Annotated in this window: 19 protein-coding genes; 5 read left to right on the top strand and 14 right to left on the bottom strand. The window is 64.5% G+C overall.

The annotated features are described in order from the left end of the window. The first annotated feature begins 16 nt into the window (after positions 1 to 16). Positions 17 to 1093 carry a tRNA 2-selenouridine(34) synthase MnmH gene (gene mnmH, locus BG457_RS04535; protein ID WP_071795790.1) on the top strand — a complete coding sequence of 359 codons (1077 nt, stop codon included), beginning with the start codon at positions 17 to 19 and terminating at the stop codon, positions 1091 to 1093. Here the strand turns inward: mnmH and selD are convergent. The 6 genes from selD to carB form a co-directional block, all read right to left on the bottom strand. After that, positions 1080 to 3248 (bottom strand): selenide, water dikinase SelD, encoded by a 2169-nt coding sequence (gene selD / locus BG457_RS04530; RefSeq protein ID WP_071795789.1) that lies wholly within the window; start codon positions 3246 to 3248, stop codon positions 1080 to 1082. The two genes, mnmH and selD, sit on opposite strands and share 14 nt — an antisense overlap. A 75-nt stretch (positions 3249 to 3323) precedes the next feature. Continuing rightward, positions 3324 to 4154, bottom strand: coding sequence for a glycosyltransferase family 2 protein (locus BG457_RS04525; protein ID WP_071795788.1), 831 nt, complete (start codon positions 4152 to 4154; stop codon positions 3324 to 3326). Continuing rightward, positions 4151 to 5866: a hypothetical protein gene (locus BG457_RS04520; protein ID WP_071795787.1), complete on the bottom strand. Its 1716-nt coding sequence runs from the start codon at positions 5864 to 5866 to the stop codon at positions 4151 to 4153. The genes BG457_RS04525 and BG457_RS04520 overlap by 4 nt, the downstream gene beginning before the upstream one ends. Continuing rightward, the gene (locus tag BG457_RS04515; protein ID WP_139257547.1) at positions 5863 to 6831 is read right to left on the bottom strand and encodes a hypothetical protein; all 969 of its coding nucleotides are present in this window, start codon (positions 6829 to 6831) and stop codon (positions 5863 to 5865) included. Before BG457_RS04515 ends, BG457_RS04520 begins: the two co-directional genes overlap by 4 nt. 53 nt (positions 6832 to 6884) lie before the next feature. Continuing rightward, complete coding sequence (locus tag BG457_RS04510; RefSeq protein WP_245770925.1) at positions 6885 to 7697, bottom strand: WecB/TagA/CpsF family glycosyltransferase; 813 nt, start codon at positions 7695 to 7697, stop codon at positions 6885 to 6887. Between the two features lie 285 nt (positions 7698 to 7982). Continuing rightward, the gene (gene carB, locus BG457_RS04505) at positions 7983 to 11324 is read right to left on the bottom strand and encodes a carbamoyl-phosphate synthase large subunit (RefSeq protein ID WP_071796058.1); all 3342 of its coding nucleotides are present in this window, start codon (positions 11322 to 11324) and stop codon (positions 7983 to 7985) included. Positions 11325 to 11575: 251 nt separating this feature from the next. Between carB and BG457_RS04500 the strand changes: the two genes are divergently transcribed. Then, positions 11576 to 13717 carry an ATP-binding protein gene (locus tag BG457_RS04500; protein ID WP_139257546.1) on the top strand — a complete coding sequence of 714 codons (2142 nt, stop codon included), beginning with the start codon at positions 11576 to 11578 and terminating at the stop codon, positions 13715 to 13717. Here the strand turns inward: BG457_RS04500 and BG457_RS04495 are convergent. Then, entirely contained in the window at positions 13709 to 14374 is a 666-nt protein-coding gene (locus BG457_RS04495) for a ribonuclease T2 family protein (RefSeq protein WP_084657461.1), read from the bottom strand. The two genes, BG457_RS04500 and BG457_RS04495, sit on opposite strands and share 9 nt — an antisense overlap. Before the next feature lie 143 nt (positions 14375 to 14517). On the opposite strand from BG457_RS04495, the gene BG457_RS04490 reads away from it, so the two are divergent. From BG457_RS04490 to BG457_RS04480, 3 genes are all read left to right on the top strand, one after another. After that, positions 14518 to 15300: a DUF1013 domain-containing protein gene (locus BG457_RS04490; RefSeq protein WP_071795784.1), complete on the top strand. Its 783-nt coding sequence runs from the start codon at positions 14518 to 14520 to the stop codon at positions 15298 to 15300. A 77-nt stretch (positions 15301 to 15377) separates the two neighbouring features. Continuing rightward, positions 15378 to 17798 (top strand): phenylalanine--tRNA ligase subunit beta, encoded by a 2421-nt coding sequence (gene pheT / locus BG457_RS04485; protein WP_071795783.1) that lies wholly within the window; start codon positions 15378 to 15380, stop codon positions 17796 to 17798. Positions 17799 to 17827: 29 nt separating this feature from the next. Continuing rightward, the gene (locus tag BG457_RS04480) at positions 17828 to 18661 is read left to right on the top strand and encodes a 3-oxoadipate:acetyl-CoA acetyltransferase (protein ID WP_071795782.1); all 834 of its coding nucleotides are present in this window, start codon (positions 17828 to 17830) and stop codon (positions 18659 to 18661) included. 8 nt (positions 18662 to 18669) lie between these two features. Here BG457_RS04480 and BG457_RS04475 read toward each other — a convergent pair whose 3' ends face one another. The 7 genes from BG457_RS04475 to BG457_RS04445 are packed head-to-tail and all read right to left on the bottom strand — an operon-like array spanning position 18670 to position 25965. Then, entirely contained in the window at positions 18670 to 20571 is a 1902-nt protein-coding gene (locus BG457_RS04475; protein WP_071795781.1) for a beta-galactosidase, read from the bottom strand. A 57-nt stretch (positions 20572 to 20628) separates the two neighbouring features. Further along, the gene (locus tag BG457_RS04470) at positions 20629 to 21459 is read right to left on the bottom strand and encodes an SMP-30/gluconolactonase/LRE family protein (RefSeq protein ID WP_071795780.1); all 831 of its coding nucleotides are present in this window, start codon (positions 21457 to 21459) and stop codon (positions 20629 to 20631) included. After that, positions 21456 to 22055 carry a 2-dehydro-3-deoxy-6-phosphogalactonate aldolase gene (locus BG457_RS04465; RefSeq protein ID WP_071795779.1) on the bottom strand — a complete coding sequence of 200 codons (600 nt, stop codon included), beginning with the start codon at positions 22053 to 22055 and terminating at the stop codon, positions 21456 to 21458. Before BG457_RS04465 ends, BG457_RS04470 begins: the two co-directional genes overlap by 4 nt. After that, positions 22043 to 22954: a 2-dehydro-3-deoxygalactonokinase gene (locus tag BG457_RS04460; protein WP_071795778.1), complete on the bottom strand. Its 912-nt coding sequence runs from the start codon at positions 22952 to 22954 to the stop codon at positions 22043 to 22045. Before BG457_RS04460 ends, BG457_RS04465 begins: the two co-directional genes overlap by 13 nt. Next, positions 22951 to 23715, bottom strand: coding sequence for an SDR family NAD(P)-dependent oxidoreductase (locus tag BG457_RS04455; protein WP_071795777.1), 765 nt, complete (start codon positions 23713 to 23715; stop codon positions 22951 to 22953). Before BG457_RS04455 ends, BG457_RS04460 begins: the two co-directional genes overlap by 4 nt. Positions 23716 to 23767: 52 nt before the next feature. After that, a complete protein-coding gene (gene melA / locus BG457_RS04450) occupies positions 23768 to 25120 on the bottom strand; it encodes an alpha-glucosidase/alpha-galactosidase (RefSeq protein WP_071795776.1) in 1353 nt (450 codons plus the stop codon). Next, positions 25117 to 25965 carry a carbohydrate ABC transporter permease gene (locus BG457_RS04445; RefSeq protein WP_071795775.1) on the bottom strand — a complete coding sequence of 283 codons (849 nt, stop codon included), beginning with the start codon at positions 25963 to 25965 and terminating at the stop codon, positions 25117 to 25119. Before BG457_RS04445 ends, melA begins: the two co-directional genes overlap by 4 nt.

Below are 25965 nucleotides of genomic sequence, written 5' to 3'. Positions count from 1 at the left end.
CAGGGGATAACGGATCATGAAACTGACCTCTCTGCACGATCTTGCTACGCTTGGCGCGGATACGATCATCGATGCCCGCGCGCCCAGCGAATTTGCCGAAGATCACCTGCCCGGCGCGATCAGCCTGCCGGTGCTGAGCGATGCCGAGCGCGCCGAGATCGGCACGATCTACAAGCAGCAAAGCCCGTTTCTGGCGCGCAAGCGCGGCGCGGCGCTGGTGGCGATGAATGTGGCGCGGCATCTGCTGGGGCCGCTTTCGGACAAGCCCGGCGACTGGCAGCCCATGGTCTATTGCTGGCGCGGCGGGCAGCGCTCGGGGTCTTTTGCCACGATCCTGCGCCAGATCGGCTGGCGGGTCTCGGTGCTGGAGGGCGGCTACAAGAGCTATCGGCGTCTGGTGCAGGCGCAGCTCTATGATGCGCCTTTTCCGGCGCAGGTGGTGTTGCTTGACGGGGGCACGGGCACCGCGAAGACCGGGATTCTGGCGCGGGTCGCGGCCTCGGGCGGGCAGGTGCTGGATCTGGAGGCATTGGCCGCGCATCGCGGCTCGCTTTTTGGTGCGGGCGACCCGCAACCGTCGCAGAAACTGTTCGAGACGCGGCTGGCGCAGGCGCTGGTCGCGCTGGACCCTGCGCGGCCCGTGCTGATCGAGGCGGAATCGAACCGCATTGGCCGTCTGCGTCTGCCGCCCTCGCTGTGGCAGGCGATGCGCTGCGCCCCGCGCGTCGAGATCACCGCCCCGCTGGCGGCGCGGGTCGCGCATATTCTGCAGGACTATCACGGGTTCTGCGACGACCCGGCGCGGCTGGCCGGAGTGCTGGAAAAGCTGCGCCCCTATCAGTCGAAAGACCGGCTGGCCACCTGGCATGAGGCCGCAGGTGAGGGGCGCTTTGGCGATCTGGTCTCGGATCTGATCTTGCATCATTACGATCCAAGCTATGCCCGCGCCCAAAGGCGTGTCGAGACGCTTGAGCGGATTGATTTGGCCGATTTATCGGATAAGTCGCAGGATCGGGCGGCAGAACGGCTGAATCACCTGCTGCAATATCGGGAATCTGTAAGCACAGGTGACAGGCAAATCATGCCGCAGTGATTTTCGGCCCGCGATCCGCTGTCACTTTTCCAACAATCGCCGCCCTGTAACCTGCCTCAAGCAGTTGCCCCAGCAGCGCCTCGGCCCGCGCCTCCGGCACTGCTGCAAGCAAGCCACCCGCCGTTTGCGGGTCGATCAACAGCGCCGCGCGCGCGGAGTGCGGGGCGTCGAGCAGCCCCAGAAGTGCCGCGCGATTGGCGGGCGCAAGGCTTGAGGCGATGCCGTGCCCGGCCAGCGCCTCGGCCCCGTCCAGAAGCGGCAGGGCGGCAAGGTGGATCCGCGCGCTCAGGCCGTCGGGCTTCAGCATTTCCGCCAGATGCCCGGCCAGCCCGAAGCCGGTCACATCGGTCATGGCATGGGCGTCATGGCGCAGGATATCGGCGGCCTGTGCCTGCCCCTCGACCATCGCCGCCAGCGCGCCCGCGACCACTGCGCCGGGGGCGGTCCATTGCATTTCGGCGGCCATGATCACGCCGGAGCCCAGCGGCTTGGTCAGGATCAGCGCATCGCCTACCTGCGCACCGGATTTTGTCAGCGCGCGCCCGTCCAGAAGCCCGGTCAGGGTGAAGCCAAGCTGCATCTCGGCCCCCATCGCGCTATGCCCGCCGACCAGTGCCGCGCCCGCCGGGCCAAGCACGGATTCTGCCCCCGCCATCACCTCGCGCAGCGTGCGGGCCTGCAATTCAGGCGCCATGCGCGGCAGTGTGACCGAGGCGAGCGCCGCCTGCGGGCGCGCCCCCATCGCCCAGATATCACCCAGCGCATGGGTGGCGGCGATCTGCGCCATCAGCCAGGGATCCTCGACCAGCGCGCGCAGATGATCGGTCGCAATCACCTGCCGCGTCGCGCCCATGCGCAGAATGGCGGCATCATCCCCGATCCCGGCTTCGATATCGTCGCGCGCCACCTCCGGCAGGGCAGCCTTCAGCGTCTGCGCCCCCATCTTCGCGCCACACCCACCGCAAAGCGGTCTATCGCCCAGCATCTCGGCCAGCCCGCTGGCATGGGCGCGGGGCAGGGTAGCGGGCATCGGGCGCGCGTCACGGAACTGGTCCATGAATTTCGCGTCGATCCGGTCTTTCACCCGCCAGAGCCAGCGCCCTTCGAGCGGCAGCGACCATTTATCGGCCAGCGCGGATTTCCCGCCCAGCGAGACGAGTTTCAGATAGTCGCGCTGGGGCCGGTAGGCGCGCATCCGCCCCGCCCCAAGGGCCGCGCGCAGGTTCTGAAACAGGATCGGGGCCTGACGGACGGCATAGACCCCAGCCTTGGGGCGCGGCGCATGGGCCATATGCGCGCAATCTCCGACGGCAAAAACCTCGGGCGCATTGACCGCGCGCAGGAAAGGATCGACGGAAATGAAGCCCTCGGTCAGATCCAGCCCTGTGGCGCGCAGCCAGTCCTGCGGGCGCGACCCCGCGGCCCCCAGCACGAAACTGGCTGCGATCACCTGCCCGTCCTGCAACACCAGCCCTTCGGCGGTGACGGCTGCGGGCCGCGTGTTCTCGATCACGCGCACCTGCCTTCGCGCCAGATGCGCGATCAGCCGCTTGCGGGCCTGCGCGCCGATATGGGGCAGGAGCGGGCCTGCATCTATGAGCGTGATCTCATACGCATGACCCTGCAGCCGGTGGGCCATGGCCAGCGCCAGTTCGACCCCGGCCACGCCGCCGCCGATGATGGCGATCTGCGCGGGCAATTCGCCTGCCTGCACCTGCGCCAGCCAGTCCTGCCAGCGCGTGGCATAGGCCCCGAGCGGCTTGGCGGAGACCGCGTGCTCAATGTACCCCGGCAGCGCGGGCAGGTCTGAGGTGATGCCGATATCGACCGAGGCCACATCATAGGCGATGGGCGGGCGTCCGGGCAGATGCACCTGACGCGCGGTCGGGTCCAACCCTTCGGCGCGGCCAAGGATGACGCGGGCGCCCGCGCGGCGGGCCAGCCGGATCAGATCGATCTCCAGCGCGTCGCGGGGGTAATGGCCCGCGATATGGCCGGGCAGCATGCCGGTATAGGGCGCGGTCGGGTCGGGGTTGATCAGCGTCACCCGCACGCCCGCAAGGGGGGTCATCGCCCATTTATGCAACACCAGCGCATGGGTGTGGCCGCCGCCGATCAGCACCAGATCGCGGGTCAGGGGCAGGGGGGTGTGCATCGAGCGGACCTCTGGCAGGGCATGCTCTGTCAGTAGCGCAGGCAGCCCGCGATGGCGAGGGCGCCGGGCTGCGGCCTATCGCCCGCGTGTCCAGGCGCCGGGGCGCAATCCCCCCAGCCGCACCAGCAAAGCCACGGTCGTATAGACCACGAAGCCCAGCGGATCGGCGCGCAGCAGGGCAGGCAGATTGGCGCGGGCCTTGGTGTCATTCTGCGCCAGAGCGGGGAAAAGCGCTTTGATCTGCGCCACGCCCTGATCCTGCCTGCGCCGCACGCGCACCAGATTGCTGAATCCCTCGACCAGCGGCCAGCGATAGGTTGCCCGAACCTGCACCCGCTCGGCGCGCGCAAAATTCAACCGCACAAAGGTATCGTCCGAGATGATATCCGGAAATTCCGCCCAGCGGCTGCGGCCTTCGGCATTCACCGCGTAGATGCCGAAACCCGGCGCCCCTTCGCGCATGAAGGGCACGCGCGCCCAGAACCGCCCATAGATACGGGTGGCAAGGGTGACCGCGGGGCTGATTTCCGGTGTCCCGGTGGCATAGCGCGCGCCGGGCTGGCTGAGCGCCGCCGCCAGTTCCGCCAGCAGCGGCGGGCTGAGGGTCACATCGGCATCCAGATAGACCCGCAGCCGCCCGATGGCTTTCTCATCGCCCGCATTCAGTGCGCCGATCTTGCCGCCCTCATAGAGATCAAGGATCGTCAGCCGCCAGCCCCGCCCCTCGGCCATCTCGCGAAAGCGCCGGGCGACGCCCACAGTATCATCATCGCAGCCATTCGCGATCACGATCACCTCGACCGTATATCCGGGCACCGGGTCGGAATTCAGCACCGCTTTCAGGCAGGGGCCGATATAGCGCTCTTCATTGCTGGCAGGGATCAGGACAGACAGAACCGGGGTCACGGGCGCACCTTTTCGGGGTCAAAGCCAACCAGCGCATTCCAGCGCGGATTGTCGTCTTTCACATGGCGCAAGGCGCCGAAACTGCCCCAGTGGCTGGCGCGGCGAATGTCGGAATAGTGCACGAAAAGCCCGCCCCCCCCGGCATACCAGCCGCGCAGCAACTCGGAATAAAGCTGACCCATGCCAGTCGAATAGTTGAAATCGACAAAGAGCGCGGTCAGCTCGAGGTCATGCATCACCTCGCCCAGCCCCAGAAGATGCGTGCCACCCTCATAGGCGACCAGATCCAAGCCCCAGCGCCGGGCCACGTCCAGATGATAGGGCAGGTAATGGGTCACGATGCGCGCAACCGTGCCGCGCGGGTCATTGCTGTGGCGGCCATCGAGCAGATCTTCGGTCAGTTTCGGCTCTAATATCCGGTGGCTCTCGATGCTGGTGAACTCGTCAAGTTCGGTGCCACCCAAGCCCCGCGCCATGCCTTGTGCGCGCGCCTCGGATTGCGCCTCGGACAGCCAGTCGCGCAGCAGGGGCGCGGCTTCCGGCGTGCCCAGCGTGCCGCTGAAATAGCCGGTGATGGCGTAAGTGTCGAAGAGCGTCGGCGGGGCCGGGTTGTCGGGGTGTTCGGCCTGCCAATGGGGGGATTCAAGCTGCTCTTCCAGCCCCAGCCAGCCGGTTTGCGTGGCCAGAACCCGGTTCAGCCGGTGGCCGTCATCGCCAAAGACCCGATTGAAAATCTGCACCATTTGCGCCGCGCGCATCGCGTTCCATTCCTGCCACAGATCGCGGTTGCCCCAGCGCGCTCGGGCAGCCTCGGCGGCGGCATGGGCCTGCGGGAAGGACCAGTTCCAGGTCTCGTTCGAGAATTCGATCCATGCGGTCAGCGCCGGGTCAAGCTGGTCGCGGATCATTTCGGCCATGGCCTCGATATAGGCGTCATCGGCCAGATGCGGGATGTTGAACCATGCATCCGTTCCCATCTCATTCGCCACCCGGATCAGGATTTCCAGCGGCACGCCGCGCGGGGTCCAGGTGTAATCGTCAGGCAATGGCCGGTCGTCCCACGCGCTCCATGTCGCGTAATTGGTGTTCTGCCATGCCATGAAGCGCAAGAGCGCCATGCCCTCCATCCGCGCGCGCCAGTCGGGGTTCAGCAGCGCGCCTTCGGCATGGGCGGCGATATGGTCCTGATGCACGATCTGGATGTTGCGGATTGGATTTTCCGGATCGGTCTGGCGGATGGTCAGTTCAATCCCGCCGGGGCCGGGGGTGAAGCTGAACCATAGCTCGCTGCGCCCCGCGCGGCGCACGCCCCCCACGCGCCCGCCGATCTCCAGCCGCCCCTCGCCCTCATGCGTCAGGCGGTAATTCCCGGCCACGCCGCCGGTATCCTCGGCCAGATCGACCAGCATCAGGGTCGAGATGCCGGTAATCTCTTCCGGCACATGGGTCGGCCAGCCCTGCGGCCCGAGCGCGCCCGCCGCGATCAGATCGGCCTCTTCCCAGCCGCCCCATTGCCCCGGCAGATGCCCGTACCAGGCGCGCGCGGTTTTCATCACATCGATGAAGGGGCGCTGCGGCTGGTGATCGCGCAATTCGGTCATGTTCATGCCCAGCCAGGGCGCGGTTCCGGCATCGCGGGGCGAGGTCAGACCCTGCGCGAAAGCCGCGCAGGGCAGGGCCAGTGCCATCACAAGAATGAAAAAGGCTTTCATGGCGCAACCCCGGTCTGTGGCAGGCGGCGCACGACATCCCAGGCGATCTGCTGCATCAGTGCTGCCACTTCGGGCGAGGGCGCCTCTGCCGCTGTGCCATCGGCGCGTGTCAGTTCATGCGGCAGACCCGCAGGGTCCATGTGATAGAGCGTCGCGAAATGCACCAGCGCCACCAGATAGCTGCCCAGATCATTGGGGTGGATCGTGTCGCGCATGCCGTCCTCGTTCAGCGCGAACAGCCCGTGTCGGTCTTCAAGGCCGGGCAGACCGCCCTGCGCTTCCAGCGCGCGCGTAAAGGCGGCCATGGCCTGACCTGCCGGGATCAGATGGATCACGCCCACATCGGCCATGGCCTTGGCCTGCGCCAGAATCGTGCCTTCCCAAAGATTCGGCAGATCGGCGTCGATCCGGTCCAGCCAGCCCTCTGGAATGTCGGTGCGATGCCATGTCTCGTAAAGATAGATCCGCATATCGGCGCGGCTCTGGCGCGCGAAACTGGCCCAGAGCCCGGCATAGCGGCCCGAATCGTGCCAGCGGATTGCATCCTGCAGATCCACCATTTCGGTGAGCACGAGCACATCATAGCTGCCGCTTTCCAGCGCAGGTTTCGCGGGGGCATGGGCGGGGCTGGCATTCATCTCGGCATAGCCGTTGATGGTGAGTGTCGGATACCAGTGTTCGCGCAGGCTGGTGCCCCAGCCCAACTGGCTGTGATAGGACGGGTCGTGAAACCCGGCAGCTTCGGCCAGTTGCTGCACGAAGGCAGGGATATTGGGGCCGATCAGGCTATGGCCCAGATAGAACTTTCCGGCACCGGCCTCGGGCGCGTCCAGCGGTACTGCGAAAAGCGCGGCGCGCTCTTCGGTCGAAAGTGCCGCAGGCGCTTTCAACTGCCACCATGCGGCGGCTGCGGCCATAACCACGGCAATACCTGCAAGGGTCAATCCTGTCCTGCGACCTGTCATCTGTCTGGTTCCGTCCGTATTCCGTATTGCCATGGTCCCCGCGCGGCCCGGCCCTACCCTGTCCGCTGGCGCAGGCGCAACGCCGCCAATGCCTGCCCTGGCAGGATCAGGATGCAGCGCAGATAGCGCATCCCCAGACGTCCGGGCGCAAGCATCATCCGCCAGAACCATTCGAGCGCGAGCCTCCGCACCAGCCGCGGCGCGCGGGTCTGGGTTCCCGCGATGAAATCCAGCCCCGCCCCGATCGAGACGAAGCCGAGCTGCGGGGCGATGCTGCGCCCGAAAGCCGCGAATTCTTCCTGCTTGGGAGCGCCAAGCGCCACGAAACACAGCCCCGCCCCCGAATCGGCGATATCTCTGAGCAGACGTTCCGCGACCGGCCCTTTGGGGTCAAACCCCATGGGCGGCGCGATCCGTATGGCGAGCTTGAGGCCAGGATGCCGACGTTGCAGGGTTTCGGCGGCCTTTTCCAGCACCTCGGGGCTGCTGCCGAAAAACGCCACTGATACGCCAAGCGTGGCGGCAAGTTCTGCGAGCGGGTCGATCAACTCGGATCCGGGGATCAGCTCCACCGGGCGTCTGGCAAGGCGCGACAGCCAGACAATCGGGTTTCCATCCGCGACGATGATGTCATGGCGCGCATAGGCCATGCGAAAACCGGTATCGGCGCGCAGCTTGACCAGATGATCCAGATTGATCGTCGCCAGTGCGAAGCCACGGCGCGCCTTGAGATGGGCGCCAACCGATGCGAGCGTCTCTTCCCAGCTTGGCGTCGTCACCTCGATCCGTGTGGTCCCGAAAGCGAACTGCATCTTTTCCGGCGCGCCCGAAGGCATGGGTACTTCCTCAACACTCAACTGCATCATTCCACATCTCACCTTGATCCGGACAGTCTATAGCGCAGCAGAAAGGCAAGAATGAGGCTAACCCGACCGGACCACAATTCTTTTGCACCAATCGGGCATTCCGGTGTCATCACCATTATTTGAGTGATCTTGCGGGGAGCAGGGGAAAGCGACGCTACACGTCGCAGGCCAGTCGGCCAGCGCTGGCGCCGGATGAGGAGGACTATGTGACAGTCAGGAACGGCCAGCAGATCGCGCGACAGGCCCGCTGCGGCAAGGCGGGGCGCCACCCGCCTTGCCTGTCGCTCACGCTTCCTGATGCTGCAGCGCGCGCACGCCGATTTCGCCTTCCTCGCGCGCCTTGATCGCCATGACCGCCGCATGGCTGCCCGCCGCCGTGGTGAAATAGGGGATCTTGTCATAGAGTGCGACCGAACGGATCTCGCGACTGTCCTCGATGGCCTGCGCGCCCTCGGTCGTGTTCAGCACCATGACAATCTCACCCGATTTCAGCAGATCGACGATATTGGGACGGCCCTCATAGACCTTGTTCACCACTTCGCAGGTGACGCCCTGCGCTTTCAGCCAATCTGCCGTGCCGCGGGTTGCTATGATCTCAAAGCCCAGATCGGTCAGGCATTGCGCCGCTTCCTGCATCTGTGGCCCCTTGTCGTAATCCTTGATCGACAGGAAGATCTTGCCGCTTTCGGGCAGATTCACGCCCGCGCCAAGTTGCGCCTTGTAAAAGGCGCGCGCGAAATTGCGCGCCCAGCCCATGACCTCGCCGGTCGAGCGCATTTCCGGGCCAAGCAGCGTGTCCACGCCGGGGAAGCGGGCGAAGGGCAGCACGGCTTCCTTCACCGAGAACCACGGGGTCTGCGGATCGGCAAGCGTCATCGGATCGCCCATCGGCATCGGCTCGGAGGGCGCGACATCGGCCTTGATCGGTCCGCGCAGCGGGAAATTCGACAGCTTCTCACCTGCCATCAGCCGCGCGGCAATCGAGGCAATCGCGCTATCCGTGGCCTTGGCGACGAAGGGCACGGTGCGGGAAGCACGCGGGTTCACCTCCAGCACATAGATCACGCCATCCTTGATCGCGAATTGCACATTCATCAGCCCCACGACATTCAGGCCACGCGCCAGTGCCTCGGTCTGTATGCGCAACTCGGCGATCATGGCCGCGTCCAGCGAATAGGGCGGCAGGGAACAGGCGCTGTCGCCCGAATGGACGCCCGCCTCTTCGATATGCTGCATGATGCCCGCGACATGGACATTCTCGCCGTCGCAGAGCGCATCCACATCCACCTCGACCGCGCCCACAAGATAGCTGTCCAGAAGCACCGGGTTCTTGCCCGAAACCTGCACCGCGTCGCGGATATAGCGTTCCAGATGCGCGTCATCGCGCACGATCTCCATTGCGCGCCCGCCCAGAACGTAAGAGGGGCGGATCACCAGCGGATAGCCGACTTTCGCAGCAATCTCGAAAGCCTGATCCCGGCTGGAGGCAATGCCATTGACCGGCTGTTTCAGACCCAGGTCATTCAGCAGCGCCTGAAACCGCTCGCGGTCTTCGGCAAGGTCAATCGCATCGGGCGAGGTGCCAAGGATCGGGATGCCCTCTTCCTGCAGGGCATTCGCGAGTTTCAGCGGCGTCTGGCCACCGAATTGCACGATCACCCCATGCAATGTGCCGTTTTCCTGCTCGACGCGCAGGATTTCCAGCACATGTTCCAGCGTCAGCGGTTCGAAATAAAGCCGGTCCGAGGTGTCGTAATCGGTCGAGACGGTCTCTGGGTTGCAGTTGATCATGATCGTCTCATAGCCGACATCGGTCAGCGCGAAACAGGCATGACAGCAGCAATAGTCGAACTCGATCCCCTGTCCGATCCGGTTGGGACCACCGCCCAGAATCACCACTTTCTTGCGGTCAGAGGGGCGCGCTTCGCATTCCACATCGCCCATGACAGGGGTCTCATAGGTGGAATACATATAGGGCGTCTGCGCCTCGAATTCGGCGGCGCAGGTGTCGATGCGCTTGAAGACGGCATTGACGCCCAGATTGCGGCGCGCGCGGCGGACCTGATCTTCCTCGCGCCCGGTCAGCCTGGCAAGCCTTGCATCGGTGAAGCCCAGCATTTTCAGCGCGCGCAGCCCGTCTGCGGTCACCGGCAGCCCGTTGCGGGCGATCTCGGCCTCGGTGTCGATGATCTCGCGGATACGGTCCAGAAACCACGGGTCAAATGCGGTCGCGGCCTGAATCTCGTCATTCGTCAGACCCTCGCGCATCGCCTGCGCGATCAGGCGCAGCCGGTCGGGGGTCTGGGCGCTGATCGCCTTGATCACGGCGGCCTTGTCAGGGGCGCCGGGAATGGTGATCTCGTCAAACCCGCTCAGACCCGTTTCCATCGAGGCCAGGGCTTTTTGCATGGATTCGTGGAAGGTCCGGCCAATCGCCATCGCCTCGCCCACCGATTTCATCGCCGTGGTCAGTTCGGGCTTGGAACCGGGGAATTTCTCGAAGGCAAAGCGCGGGATCTTGGTCACAACATAGTCAATCGTCGGTTCAAACGATGCAGGCGTGACCTTGGTGATATCATTGTCCAGCTCATCGAGCGTATAGCCCACCGCCAGCTTCGCCGCGATCTTGGCAATCGGGAAACCCGTCGCCTTGGAGGCCAGCGCCGAAGAGCGCGACACGCGCGGGTTCATCTCGATCACGACCATGCGCCCATCGGCCGGGTTGATCGCCCATTGCACATTCGAGCCGCCGGTTTCGACCCCGATCTCGCGCAGGACGGCAATCGAGCCGTTGCGCATGATCTGATATTCCTTGTCGGTCAGTGTCAGTGCCGGGGCCACGGTGATCGAATCGCCCGTATGTACGCCCATCGGATCGACGTTTTCTATGGAACAGACGATGATGGCATTATCCGCGCGGTCGCGGACCACTTCCATCTCGTATTCCTTCCAGCCCAAGAGCGATTCATCGATCAGAATCTGCGCCATGGGCGAGGCGTCCAGCCCCGAGCGGCAGATGCGTTCATAATCGTCGCGGTTATAGGCCACGCCGCCGCCAGTGCCGCCAAGGGTGAAGGCGGGGCGGATGATGGCCGGAAGACCGATCTCTTCCAGCGCGGCCATCGCCTCGGCCACGCCTGCGTTGATGTCATATTTGCCATTCGCGAGCTTGGGGGCCGCAACGATCGTGGCCTTCGGGTTTTCCAGCCCGATCCGGTCCATCGCCTCGCGGAACAGCTTGCGATCCTCGGCCATTTCGATGGCCTCGCGATTGGCGCCGATCAGTTCCACCCCGAATTTCTCCAGCACACCCTGATCTGCCAGCGCCAGCGAGGTGTTCAGGCCCGTCTGCCCGCCCATCGTCGGCAACAGCGCGTCGGGGCGCTCTTTCTCGATGATCTTGGCTACGATCTCAGGCGTGATCGGTTCGATATAAGTCGCGTCCGCCAGCCCCGGATCGGTCATGATCGTGGCCGGGTTCGAATTGACCAGAACCACCTTGTAGCCCTCTTCGCGCAGCGCCTTGCAGGCCTGAGCGCCGGAATAGTCGAATTCGCAGGCCTGTCCGATGACGATAGGCCCGGCGCCTATGATCATGATTTTCTGGATATCGGTTCTCTTCGGCATGACGGACCCCTGACTGACCTGCGCGCGCGCCTGCAAGGGCCACGCGGGCCCTGCACAAATTGAGGCGCGTTATAGTCGACGACCGCCCCGGCGCAAGCCCCGATCCGGCCCGAATCTTGCGACTTCGCGCAACCTTAAATTGTTTTTTCCCGCAGGGCGATCTAACCTGTGAGGGTTATCTTTGCTTGCCCTGCCAAAGGCCGGTGACGGGCACTGCTATTTTTTGATGCGCTTGATAATTGGAATCTCTGGTGACCGACAAATCAGATATCCTGCCGCGCAGCAATGACCAGCGCCTGACCGAGGTTCAGGCGCTGGTCGTGGATCTGATCCACCGGTTGCTCTCGACCGAGATCGCCAATATCGACGCGGTCATTGACGATTGCCTGTCGCTGCTGGGCAGCTTCAACATGCGCGACCGGGCCTATGTCTTCGTTTCGCACGGAGGCTTCAGCAGCAACACCCATGAATGGTGCGCTCCCGGCGTCGAGCCGATGATCGACCATCTTCAGAACCTGCCAGATGAGGATTTCGCGGGGTTTCTGGACCCTCTTCGCCGGAATGAAGCGATGCAGATCGCGGATATTGACGAACTTCCGACGACCAGTCTCGAATATCAGCTGTTGTCCGCGCAGAAGATTCGTTCGCTTCTGGTGGTGCCGATGCTTGATGGCGGCAACTATTTCGGGATGGTCGGGTTCGATAGCGTGGCACGGCGGGGTGATTTCCTGCCGGGCGAGGTCTATCTGCTGCGCGCCTTCGCCGATGTGATTCGCGCGGTTCTGACCCGGCGCATGGCCATGCAGGACATGCATGCGGCGCAGTCGGAACTCGCCCGCGAGCGCGCCTTTCTGCAAGGTATCGTCAGCACCAATGCCTCGGGCTTTCTGGTGTTCGACGAACACGGGCTTATCATCTACGCCAATGATGCCTGCGAGGATGTGCTTGGCGTGTCGCTGCAGGATCTGATCGGCCAGCCCTTTGACAGCCCCAACTGGCAGGTCACGGATCTGGACGGCAACCGCTTCACCAGCGAGCAAGAGCCTTTCGCGATCGTTCAGCGCAGTGGCCGGATCGTGCAGAATCATCGTATCGCGCTGCATTGTCCCGATGGGCTGCGCTATGCCTCGATCAATGCGGCACCCATTCCGGGTGGCGAGGCTACGACGCTGCGCGTGGTCTATGCGGTCAGCGATGTGACCGCGCTGGTCGAGGCCGACAAGGCGCGTGAAGCGGCGCTGGCCTCGGCCCGCCGTGCGAATGAGACAAAATCGAATTTTCTGGCGAATATGAGCCATGAGATGCGCACGCCGCTGAACGGGATCCTCGGGATCAGCAGCATTCTCGCCGACAGCGTTGCCGATCCCGAACACCGGCGCATGATCGCGATCCTGCAGGATTCCGGCCATCTTCTGATGAGTATTATCAATGACCTTCTCGACATGACCAAGATCGAAGCCGATGCGCTGGAGCTTGAGACCATCCCCTTCTGCCTCGCGACGCTGGCGCGTCGGATCGAGGAAGTCCATACGCTCCGTGCCTCCGAGAAGCAGCTGTCCTTTTCGGTGCATCTGCACGACACGGTGCGCATGGAGCGACTGGGGGATCCGCATCGCCTGATGCAGATCATCCATAATCTGGTCAGCAATGCCGTCAAGTTTACCGAGCAAGGCTTTGTCAGCGTGACCCTGAGGGCGACCGATCCCGAAGGCATTGTCCTTGAGGTGCATGATTCCGGCATCGGCATGGCCAAGGACCAGCAGGCGCGCATCTTCGAGCCCTTTGCGCAGGCCGATACCTCGATTTCGCGCCGCTTCGGCGGCACCGGGCTCGGGATGTCGATCGTCAAGCGTCTGGTCGACATGATGGGGGGCGAGATGGAGATTCACAGCGCGCCGGATGCAGGCTGCAGGATCGCGCTGCACCTTCCGCTTCCGGTCGCGGAACAGGAGGCGCTACCAGCGCGCCCGACCCCACCCGCTCTGCCGTTGCGCGATCTGACCACGATGCGGGTTCTCGCCGCCGATGACAATCGCACCAACCAGATGATTCTCGGCATGATGCTGGGTCAGCTCGGCGCACAGGTAACGATGGCCGATGACGGGCTGGAGGCACTCGATCTCTATCGGCAGGATCAGTTCGACCTGTTGCTGCTGGATATCTCGATGCCGCGGCTGGATGGCGTCACCTTGCTGAGAACGCTGCGCGAGATCGAGCGCAGCGAAGGGCGCCCGCATGTTCCCGCGCTGGCCTTCACCGCCAATGCCATGACGCATCAGGTCGAGGCCTATCTCGCGGCAGGTTTCGACGGCTGCCTGACCAAACCGCTCACGCTTGCGAAGCTGCGCGAAGCGCTGCAGGCGCTGGAAGAGGCCGGGCGGGCCTCAGGGTAGGGCGGGCAGGTCCACGTTGCGCGCGCGGCATCCGCGCGAGAGCAAGTCGCTGTCGCAGCGCTGTGGCGTCAGATCGGTACTCAGACACACCCGGATCTCCTGCACCATGCCCTCGCGGCAGGTCAGGATGGCCATGTCCTCGCTGATCTCGGGGTTGGCGGCCCGGAATGCGGTCATCAGGTCGTCAGGCGCGCTACGCGCGCGCCCGGCGGCGGAACTGATCCCCTCGGGCAGGGTTACAGCGGCAAAGGCGGCGCGGGTCTGGGTGAAATACCCCTCGGGGGCAAGCCCGCTGCAGGTGCCATGCTTGCGCCACTGATGCAACGCGAGCCCCTCAGAGCCCATGATATCCATCATCGCGGCGGTCTCGGCGCGGCTGGGGGCGGGCTGCGGAGTGTCGCAGAATTCGGGCCAGCCCCCGGTCTCGAATTGCGGCCAGAGCCCGTGCACCAGCCATCCGGCCCCGGACCCGGCCGCGCAGCGCTCATCGCCGCGGTCGCGTCCGGTCACGGCGCACCAGCTTGGGGTCCAGCTCAGTGCCAGCACCAGATAGCCGTCCTGCTGCGCAGGGTCGGTGCGCGGCGCATCCCCCGATTGCTGCCAGAACAGGACGGCCAGCACTGCCAGGATCAACAGCCCCGAAAAAATCTTCGTCATTTCCACTTTCCCTGAGCCGCCACACAGGCTATACCACCACAATCCCCGAAATCGAGGAACGCAGGCCCGCCCTGCAGCCGAAGTCCCGGCACCTGATGACCTATGCGTAACCCACTTGCGCTCGTATGACAGGAGATCATGTCATGTCAAAACCGCTGATGCCCAAGGCCACCGCTGTCTGGCTTGTGGACAACACCACGCTCAGTTTCAAGCAGATCGCCGATTTCTGCGGATTGCATGAGCTGGAAGTGCAAGGCATCGCCGACGGGGATGTCGCGACCGGTGTGAAAGGCTTCGACCCCGTGGCCAACAATCAGCTTGACCCGATCGAGATCGAGCGCGGCGAGAAAGACCCGCGCCACGCGCTCAAGCTGAAATACAATCCCGCCTCCGAGGGCGAGGAGAAGCGCCGTGGCCCGCGCTATACGCCGCTCTCGAAACGCCAGGACCGCCCGGCGGCGATCCTGTGGCTGGTCAAGTTCCATCCTGAACTGGCCGATGCGCAGATCCGGCGTCTGGTGGGCACCACGAATTCGACCATCGACGCGATCCGCGAGCGCACGCATTGGAATATCGCCAGTCTGCAGCCCATCGACCCTGTGGCGCTGGGCCTGTGCCGCCAGTCCGAACTGGACAAGGAAGTGCAGAAAGCTGCGGCCAAGCGCGCCGCCGAAGGTGGCGTCATGAGCGACGAGGAGCGGCGCAAGCTGGTCTCGACCGAGCAATCGCTGGAAGCCGATGCCGAGCAGAAAATGCCTGCGGGGATTGCCGGGCTGGAGAATTTCAGCTTCAGCGATCTCAATCCCGAGGCCGAGACCGAGAACAAGGCGGCGGATTACAGCGATGCCGACAGTTTCTTCAATCTTCCCGATGATGAGGAAGATGAAGAAGAAGACGAGAACGATACCGATCCGCGCAGCCGCTAAGTACCCGGCTTTTCACGACCCTGAAATTGCGCTAGGGCGCAGTTTCAGAAAATGCGCGGTCATTTCGGGGAAGAGACATGAAGTTCACGCTGTCCTGGCTGAAGGATCATCTGGAAACCGAGGCAAGCCTCGATCAGATTGCCGAGGCGCTGACCGATCTGGGGCTTGAGGTCGAAGAGATCATCGACCCGGCGACCAGCCTTGGCGCCTTCCGCATCGCCCGCGTGATCGAGGCGGTCCAGCACCCCGATGCCGACCGCCTGCGCCTGTGCCGGGTCGAGACCTTCCCCCATGGCCCCGAGGGCGCCTCCGAGGAAGTGCAGGTTGTTTGCGGTGCACCGAATGCGCGCACTGGTCTGGTCGGTGTGTTCGCGCCGGTCGGCACGCATGTTCCGGGCACTGGCGTTGATCTGAAACCCGGAGTCATTCGCGGACAGGCCAGCAACGGCATGCTGTGTTCCGAGCGCGAACTCATGCTCTCGGAGGATCATGACGGGATCATTGATCTGCCCGCAGATGCACCGCTGGGCCTGCGCTACATTGATTACGCGGGGCTGAACGATCCGGTGATCGACATCGCCATAACCCCCAACCGCCCCGACGCGCTGGGCGTGCGCGGGATTGCCCGCGATCTGGCCGCGCGGGGTCTGGGCAAACTGAAACCGCTGGTGGTCGAGCCCGTGGCGGGCCGCTTCCCCAGCCCGATCAGCGTGACGATTGATCCCGCGCTGAAAGACAAGGGCTGCCCGCTTTTTGCCGGGCGCGTCATTCGCGGGGTGAAGAATGGCCCGTCGCCCGACTGGCTGCAAAAACGCCTGCGCGCCATCGGGCTGCGGCCCATCTCGGCATTGGTCGATATCACCAATTTCTTCACTTTCGATCTGAACCGCCCCTTGCATGTTTTCGACGCGGCGAAGGTGCAGGGCGGCCTGCGTATCCACCCCGCGCAGGGTGGCGAAGAGCTTCTGGCGCTGGACGACAAGAGCTACCGGCTTGCGGCGGGGCAGATGGTCATTTCCGATGATCATGGCCCGGAATCGCTGGCGGGCATCATGGGCGGCGCGCAATCCGGCTGCACCGAGGATACGGTCGATGTGTTCCTTGAATCCGCCTATTGGGATCCGATCACCATCGCCGCAACGGGGCGCATGCTGAAGATCAACTCGGATGCCCGCTACCGGTTCGAACGCGGGGTCGATCCGGCCTTCACGCTGGACGGGCTGGAACTGGCCACGCGCATGGTGCTGGATCTGTGCGGCGGCGAGGCATCAGAGGTCGTGCAGGACGGGGCCATCCCGGACACGACCCGCAGCTACCGGTTTGATCCGCTGCGCGTTCGCTCGCTGGTCGGCATGGACATTCCCGAGGCGGATCAGCGCGCCACGCTGGAAGCGCTGGGCTTCACGCTTTCGGGCGATCAGGCGCAGCCGCCAAGCTGGCGACCCGATATTCTGGGCAGTGCCGATCTGGTCGAGGAAATCGCACGCATCGCCTCGCTGACCAAGCTGGAAGGCAAACCGCTTCCGCGCCCACAGGCCGGTGTTGCCCGTCCAATCCTGACGCCGATGCAACTGCGCGCCCGCGCGGCGCGGCGTATGCTGGCGGGTCTGGGCTATAATGAATGCGTGACCTACAGCTTCATCGATGCCGACGCGGCGCGGCTCTTTGGCGGCGGTACGGATGCCCTGCGGCTGGAAAACCCGATCTCGTCCGAGATGACCCATATGCGCCCCGATCTGCTGCCGGGCCTGTTGCAGGCGGCGGCGCGCAATCAGGCGCGCGGCACGCTTGATCTGGCGCTGTTCGAGGTCGGACCGGTCTTTGCCGGGGGCGAACCGGGGGAACAGAGCCTGCAGGCGGCGGGCATCCTGGTGGGCGCAAATGCTGCGCGCGACCCCTATGGCAGCCGCCGCACGGTCGATCTTTATGATGCGAAGGCAGATGCCGAAGCCGTGCTTTCCGCCATCGGGGCGCCCGCAAAGGCGCAGATTCACCGCAACCTGCCGGACTGGTTCCATCCGGGGCGTGCAGGCGTGATCAGCCTTGGCCCGAAACTGCCGCTGGCGATCTATGGCGAATTGCATCCGCGCCTGCTGAAAACCTATGACCTGAAAGGCCCGGTCATGGGCTTCACGGTGCTTCTGGAAAACCCGCCCTTGCCGAAAGCGCGCAAGACCGGGCGCGCGCCGCTGGTGATCAGTCCCCTGCAATCGCTGGAACGTGATTTCGCCTTCGTCATGGACGCCCGGACCGAGGCGCTGACAGTGGTCAATGCCGCCACGGGCGCGGATAAGTCGCTGATCGCGGGCGTTCAGGTCTTCGACGAATTCACCGGCCCCAAGGCCGAGGCGCAATTCGGCGCGGGGCGCAAATCGCTGGCGATCTCTGTGCGCCTGCAACCCGTTTCCCGCAGCCTGACCGACGAGGATATCGAGGCGGTCAGCCGCAAGATCATCGAGAAAGTGACCAAGGCAACCGGCGGCACATTGCGAGGCTGACCGAGACGCGACGAAAGGACAGAACGCCCATGACCAACCCTTGCATCATCGCTGTGGCCATCACGGGCTCGGTACCGACCAAGGCCGCGAATCCGGCAGTCCCGATCACCATCGCCGAGCAGGTTGAGAGCACGCAGGAAGCTTTCGAGGCCGGGGCCACCATCGCGCATTGCCATGTGCGCAATGACGATGAGACGCCAAGCTCTGATCCCGAGAAATTCGCGCGGCTGAAAGAGGGGCTGGAGAAACATTGCCCCGGCATGATCATCCAGTTCTCGACCGGCGGGCGTTCGGGCGCGGGCAAGGCGCGCGGCGGCATGCTGCCCCTGCGCCCCGACATGGCCTCGCTCTCCGTCGGCTCCAACAATTTTCCGACCCGCGTCTATGAGAACCCGCCCGATCTGGTGGATTGGCTGGCATCCGAGATGCGCGAATACGATGTCATGCCGGAAATCGAGGCATTCGATCTGTCGCATATCATTCAGGCCGCGCGCATGGCCGAAGATGGGCGGCTGAAGCACCCGCTTTATGTGCAATTCGTTATGGGCGTGAAAAATGCCATGATCGCGGATGAACGGATCTTCGATTTCTATATCGAGACACTCCGGCGTTTCGCACCCGATGCGCTGTGGTGCGCCGCCGGGATCGGACCCAATCAGAGCGTGGTCAATGAATGGGCCATCAGCCGTGGCGGGCATACCCGCACCGGGCTGGAGGATAATGTGCGGCTGGACCGCAACACGCTCGCACCCTCGAATGCAGCGCTGGTCAAGCGGACGGTCGCGCTCTGCGAGAAATACGGCCGCCCGGTCGCCACCGCGTCCCAGGCCCGCGCGATCCTGAAACTGCGACCTGTGGCCTGACCCGCCGCTCAGATCTCGGTCCAGACGACGCCCGCGGCGGGGATTGACAGCCCCGCCATGGTGACCGGCTCTGGCCCGTAATTCAGCCAGAAACGCCGCCCCCCGGCCCGGCGCATGCGCAGGGTTTCGGGCAGATCAACCGTCGCGATCCCCGCATCCGCGCAAAGCTGCGACAGCAGGCGCCGCAGAGTAATGTCATCCGGCCAGCCCGCCAGATAGGCAAGATTATCCGCAGCAATTAGCGCAGGCAGCCCGTCGGCGCGGCGCGAGAGCACTCTTGCCGAGGTCTCGACCTCTTCGGCCCAATGCAGGAATTGCCCGCCCCCCTCCAGCGCGACCCCGATGCCCGGCGGCAGGCTTTCAACCCGGGTGACCTTGGCCACGAGCCCCGGCAGATCAGGCGGCAGGTCGGCCGGAATGGCGAAATCGGGGGTTTTGGAATTGGCGCGTGGCCCGAACACCACCTGACCGGGGCAGGAGGGCAGTGCCGCGCGCAACTCGGGCGAGAGCGTGAACAGCCCCGGCGCCAGCACCAGTTTCCAGCGCGACAGGTCAGTGGTGTCGGGGGGCAGGATGTCGATATTCAAGCCCAGCCGCCGCAGCGCGCGATACCAGCCAAAGACCAGCCGGAAATAGTCGAAATCCGCCCCTTGCGGCTGCGTCTCCCAGGCCCAGGCACTTGCATAATCGAAGATCAGCGCGACATCGGCGGGGCCATCATCGACCTCGGGCGCCTCTGCCAGTTCGCGCGCGACCGCTTCCGCCTCTCGCAGCCCCGGCGCGGGCGCGCTGTCCGGGCGCAACAGCCCCGCATGCATCTGTTCCTGCGCGAAAGGGGCCTGACGCCAGCGGAAATAGCACACGGCTTCGGCCCCATGCGCGAAGGCTTCCCATGTCCACAGACGCACCATGCCCGGCAGCGGGATCGGATTATAGGGCGCCCAGTTCACCGGGCCGGGCTGCTGTTCCATGATCCACCAGCGGCCCTTGCCGACGCTGCGGTAGAGGTCATGGTGAAACGCCTGAAAATCCGGGTCGCCCTGACGCAGGAAACTGGCCTTGTGATCCGGCGTCGCCTCCAGCCGGTCCGAGAGAAACCCGATCGGGTAGCTGTCCCAGCTTGCGATATCGAGATCCGCGCCGAGTGTGTAATGGTCGAATTCCGTAATCCGGCCCATATAGTTATGCGCAATTGGCGCGTCACTCAGCGGGCGCAGGATATCCACCTGCGCGCGGTTGAAGGCCACGACCTGATCGCTGGAAAACCGGCGGAAATCCATCACATGGGCGGGGTTCGGTTCCGTCACGGTCAGGTTGGGCAGATCGATCTCGTCGAAACTGCGATACTCCATCGACCAGAAGATATTGCCCCAGGCGCGGTTCAGCGCATCCGGGCTCTGGTATTTCTGCGCCAGCCAGTCGCGGAACGCCACGCGCGCGGCATCTGAGAAGCTGAGCGTGGTCTCATGGCAGCCATATTCATTATCGGTCTGCCAGGCGGCGACATGCGGATTGCGCCCGTAGCGTTCGCCCAGAAGCCGCGTGATCCGGCGGCATTCGTCCAGATAGCCCGTATGGCTGAAACAGTAATGCCGGCGCGAGCCGAATTTGCGCGGGCGGCCATAGGCATCCACCGCCAGCATGTCGGGGTGACGCGCGATCATCCAGCGCGGCGGCGTCGCGGTGGGCGTGCCGAGCACGACTTGCAGCCCGGCTTCGCCCAACACCGCGATGGCGCGGTCCAGCCAGTCGAATTGCAGCTTGCCCGGTTCCGGCTCCAGCCGCGACCAGGCGAATTCGCCGATCCTGACCCATGTCAGCCCCGCCGCTGTCATGCGGCGCGCATCCTCGCGCCAGATCGCCTCTGGCCAATGTTCGGGATAGTAGCAGACGCCAAGAGTGCGCTTCATAGCGGGCCTATATGCTGTCCGATGGGGCGGGATTGAGTATTTTTAGCAAGAAAATGCCTACAGGATCACGCGATGCTCGGGCTGACCCTGTGCGATCCCCTTGGCGCAGAACGTGGCCCCGTCAAGCGGTGTCGGGCTCTCGCGGCCTTCGCGGGCCGTGGTGCAGTAGAGATCCCTCAGATCGGGCCCGCCGAATGCCGGGCAGGAGGTATGCGGGGCGGGGAACGCCACGCTTTGCTGCAATTGCCCGTCCGGGGCGTAGCAGGCCACCCGCGCCGCCCCCCATTGTGCGAGCCAGAAATTGCCGTCCGCGTCAAAGACCGCGCCATCGGGGTTCAGCCCCTCGGGCGCGAGATCGAGCCAGCAGACCGGCATGCCGCTGGGCCAGCCCTCAGTATCGAGCGCCACCCGCATCACCTTGCCTGTTACTGTGTCGGTAAAACACGCGCTCTGCCCGTCCGGGGCGAAGCTGATCGCATTGGGAATGGTGATCTGCGGGAAGAGGCAGCGCAATTCGCCCCCCTTCCAGCGCCAGATCGCGCCCGCGCCTTTTTCGGCGCGCTTGCCCATCGTCCCGATCCAGAACCCGCCCTGCGGATCGGCACGCCCGTCATTCGAGCGGGTGACAGGGTTTTCGGCGTCGAGCGCGCAAAGCGTGCGCAGGCTGCCGCTGGCATAGTCGAAGAGCGCGAGCCGGGTTTCCGTGGCGATCACAGCGCGGTCCGCATCGACCCAGCCCATGGCCGAGGCCATTTCCCCCAGATCCCAGCTTTGGTCGCGCCTGTGCAGCTTGCCCCCGAGAATGTCGAACCAGAAGAATTCCTGCCGCTCGGGGTGCCAGAACGCCCCTTCACCCAATTCGCAGCGGATATCGTTCAGCGGTGTCATGCGCAATTATCCCATGATGTCACGATTGCGGTGGCGCGCTCTGCAACCTCTTCCGCCGTCATTCCCGGAGCATAAAGCGCCGTGCCAAGGCCGAAGCCCGTCGCGCCCGCCTGAAGCCATGTCGCGAAATCGCCCGCGCCGACGCCGCCCACCGCATAGACCGGCATTTCGGGCGGCAGGACGGCGCGCATGGCTTTCAGCCCCTCTGCGCCGATCAGCGCGGCGGGAAAGAGCTTCAACCCGCTGGCGCCCGCGCGGATGGCGGCAAAAGCCTCGGTCGGGGTCAGGACGCCCGGATAGCTGAGCATCCCGGCAGCGCGCGTGGCTTTGATGATTTCCGCATTGCAATCGGGCGAGACGACGAGCTCTGCCCCGATCCTTGCAAGCTCGCGCACCTGCGCCACGTCCAGCACTGTGCCCGCCCCGATCCTGGCCTCCTGCCCGCAGGCGGCGATCATGGCGGCGATGCTCTCATAGGGCCGGGGCGAGTTCAGCGGCACTTCGATCTGACGGATCCCCGCTGCGATCAGGGCACGGGCCACCGGCACGGCGTCAACCGGGGTGATCCCGCGCAGAATGGCGATCAGTTCGCGCATAGGTTTTCCTGTTGCAAAAGGCGCGCGCGGGCCAGTTTCAGCCCGGCAAGCGTGGTGTCATCCGCCGGATGCGCGCGGACCGGCACCGACAGGGTTTCGAGCGCCTGAACATAGAGCCGCGCCAGCGCACCCTCGCCCAGCACCGCGACTTGCTGGCCCAGCCAATAGGGTTTGGCCGAAGCAATTTCAGCCCCGATCAGCAGGCCCGACAGGCGCGCGCGCGCAAGAGCAGGCGAGAGCCCGTCGAGAAGCCCCTCGGCGCGCAGGGTGAAAAGGCGCGCGAGCAGGCGCTCGGGGCGCTCCAGCCCCTGCGCGAGCCCTTCCGCGAAACCTGCCTCCTCCCAGCCGGACAGGCTGTGGCGCAGCACCGAGTGTTGCGACAAGAGCGCGAAACTCTCGCCGGTCAGAAAGGTCTGGAAGCTGACCACTTCTCCGGCGCTGAGATGGGCCCATTTGCTATGCGTGCCGGGCAGGCAGATCACCCCGTCCCAGCCCGGATTGCGCGCCAGATGGCCCGCGATCTGCACTTCCTCGCCGCGCATGACATCGGCCGGGCGCGGCTGTTTCAGGCCGGGGATGACATAGACCTGCAGGCGCGGATCCTGCGTGGGGGCGCGGACGAAGGTTTCGGCAAGGGGCGTGCAGGGCACCGCGCGGTAAGGGGCCTCGACCCAGCCCTGCCGGCTGCCGACCATGCCTGCGCAGATAATCTGTGTGAGCTTGCCTGCAGGTAGCCAGTCCGACACGAGGGCAAGCAGCGCGCCCTCGAATTCCGGCGCGCTCAGCCTGCCCATGCCCTGATCGGATTGCGCGGCGCGGATCACGGCATCGCCCGCGATCCCCCAGACCCGCAGATGCGACGTGCCCCAGTCGACAGCGATCCAGTCGAGTGCGCTCATCCTGTCACCACCACCCCGCCATCAATGACCAGCGCCTGTCCGGTCATGGCGCGGCTGGTCTCCGAGGCGAGAAACAACACGCCGCCCGCGATATCTTCGGGGCTCAGCGTGTCGGGCAGGCATTGGCGCGCGAGATGGGCGGCCAGTCCTTCGGGCGTCACCCACATGTCCAGTTGCTTCTGCGTCATCACCCAGCCGGGGGCCAGCGCGTTCACGCGGATACGGTCGGGGCCGAATTCGCGGGCCAGCGAGCGGGTCAGGCCGTTCAGCGCGGAATTGGCGGCGGTGTAGATCGGATAGCCCGCCATCCCCATCATGTAGCTGATCGAGGTGATATTGATGATCGACCCTTTGCCCGCTTCCTGCATCGCCGGGACCACTGCCCGACAGGCGGTCACATAGCATTTGAAATTGATCGCCAGTGCCCAGTCCATGAATTCGGGCGTGGCCTCGGCCAGCGAATGGCGCTGGTCATTGGCGGCATTGTTCACCAGCACCTGCACCGGGCCATGCGCCGCGGCGGCCTGCGCGATGGCGGCGGTCAGCGCATCGGGATCGGTGATGTCGCAGGCCAGAAACAACGGGCGATGGCCGGTTTTATGTTCCATCTCGCTGCAGAAATCCGTGGCATCCGAACGTTGCACGAAAGCGACCTTTGCGCCCTGCCGCAGAAAGGCTTCGGTCAGACCGGCCCCGATGCCCGAGCCGCCGCCTGTGATAAAGACGGAAGCATCTTTGAGATCAGGATAGTGTGGGATCATGCGGCGCTCCGGGGGGTTAGGGCGTATTTGAGTATTTTGGGCAAGATGAAGCTCATGCGGCTCTTCTTGCATGACACCAGTCGGGAAGCCAGTCGCCATGTGCGGCCAGCAGATCATCCACCAGCGCGCGGATCTGGCGCAGATCCAGTTCAGCCGCCGTATGCGGATCAAGCATGGCCGCGTGATAGATATGCTCACGATTCTCGGTCAGCAGCGCCTGCACGGTCAGTTCCTGCACGTTCAGATTGGTGCGCATGAGGGCCACCAGATGCGGCGGCAGATCTGTAACGACGGTAGGCTGCAGCCCGTTCGCATCGACCAGTGTCGGCACTTCCACCGCAGCGCCATGGGGCAGTTGCGGGATAAGCCCATGATTGGCGTGATTGCCATAGATCACCGAGGGCGTGCCGGTGGTGAGGCTGTCCATGATCGTGGCGGCATATTCGTTCGAGGCCTTGTGCTCGATACGCGGTGCCGATTTCAGCGCCTCGGCCTGCGCGCCCCAGGCGGCAATCTGTTCTTCGCAGCGCCTGGGGTATTCATCCAGCGGGATGCGGAAGCGCTCGATCAGGTCGGGGCGGTGGGATTTGATGAACCAGGGCACATATTCGGCGAAATGCTCCGATGATTCGGTGACGAAATGCCCGAAATGCGCCATCACCTCATAGCGCACCAGATTGGGGCAGCGGGGGTTCCAATGGCTTTCCAGCGGGATGCGACCGGCGCGGTAGCCTTCTCGCAGGGCCGGGTAGAGATCGCGCCAGCCGGCCCCCTCGCGGGCTTCCAGCGAAAGGTAGAAGGCCATGTGATTGATGCCCGCCGCCCGGTAGCGCAGATCCTGCACGTCAAGGCCAAGATCGCGCGCCAGTTCATAGGCGGTGCCCTGCACCGAATGGCACAGGCCGACCTGACGGATATCCGGGTAGCGCGCGGCCAGCGCCCAGGTGTTGATCGCCATCGGGTTGACATAGTTCAGCATCAGCGCGTCCGGGCAGAGCGCGCGCATGTCCTGCGCCAGCGCCCAGAGATGCGGGACCGTGCGCAAGCCGCGCATGATCCCGCCAATGCCCAATGTGTCGGCGATGGTCTGGCGCAGCCCATAAGCCTTGGGGATCTCGAAATCGGTGACCGTACAGGGCTTGTAGCCGCCGATCTGGAAGGCGACGATGACGAAATCCGCCCCATCCAGCGCCGCGCGCCGGTCGGTCGTGGCAGAGACACGCGCGCCCACGCCAAGCGAGGCCACGAGTTTGCGCGCGACCAGCGCAGATTCCTCCAGCCGGGCGCTGTCGATATCCATCAGCGCGATATGGGCTTCCGACAGGGCAGGGCGCAGCAGCGCATCCCCGATCAGGTTTTTCATGAAGACGGTCGATCCCGCCCCGATGAAAGCGATTTTCGTCATTTGACGGCTCCGAGAGTAAGGCCCGCGATGAAGTGCTTCTGCATGAGGAAGAACATCATCACCGGCGGCAAGGCTGCGATGATCGAGCCCGCGCTCATCATGTGATAGGCGGCGCGGAACTGGCTGTTGAAGGCGGTGATTCCGGCGGTCACGGGCTGCGATTCAACCCCCTGTGTCAGCACCACGGCCCAGAAATAATCATTCCAGATGAAGGTGAAGATCAGCACCGAAAGGGCCGCGATGGCAGGCCGCATCAGCGGCAGGACCACATACCAGAAGATGCGGATCTCGCTGACCCCCTCGACGCGCGCGGCCTCGATCAGCTCGCGCGGCAGGGCCTTGATGAAATTGCGCATGAAGAGCGTGCAGAACCCGGTCTGAAAGGCGATATGGAACAGCACCAGCCCCAGCCGCGTGTCATAAAGCCCCAGATTGATCGTCAGATCGCGCACCGGCACCATCAGGATCTGGAAAGGCACGAAATTGCCCGCGACGAACATGAAGAACAGCCAGATATTGCCCTTGAACCGGTAGACGGCCAGCGCGAAACCGGTCATGCAGGACAGTGCGATGGCCCCGATCACCGTGGGGATGGTGATGAAGACCGAGTTCATCAGGTAGCGCGGCATGGCGCTGTCGGTGAAAACGCGGGTGTAATTCTCGAAGCCGGCAAAGCGCGAGGGCATCCCCCAGAGGTTTCCGGCAGCAAAATCGCCATCGGGCTTGACCGAGAACAGCGCGACCATCAAGAGCGGCAACAGCCACAGGATCAGCGCCAGCGGCACCAGCGCCTTGTAGGTGGCCTGAACCGCTGCGGATTGGCGTTCGACAGGCGTTGGAAACAT

This window comes from Natronohydrobacter thiooxidans, from assembly GCF_001884735.1.
GTDB lineage: Bacteria > Pseudomonadota > Alphaproteobacteria > Rhodobacterales > Rhodobacteraceae > Roseinatronobacter > Roseinatronobacter thiooxidans_A.
This window is presented reverse-complemented; position numbering and strand designations above follow the sequence as displayed.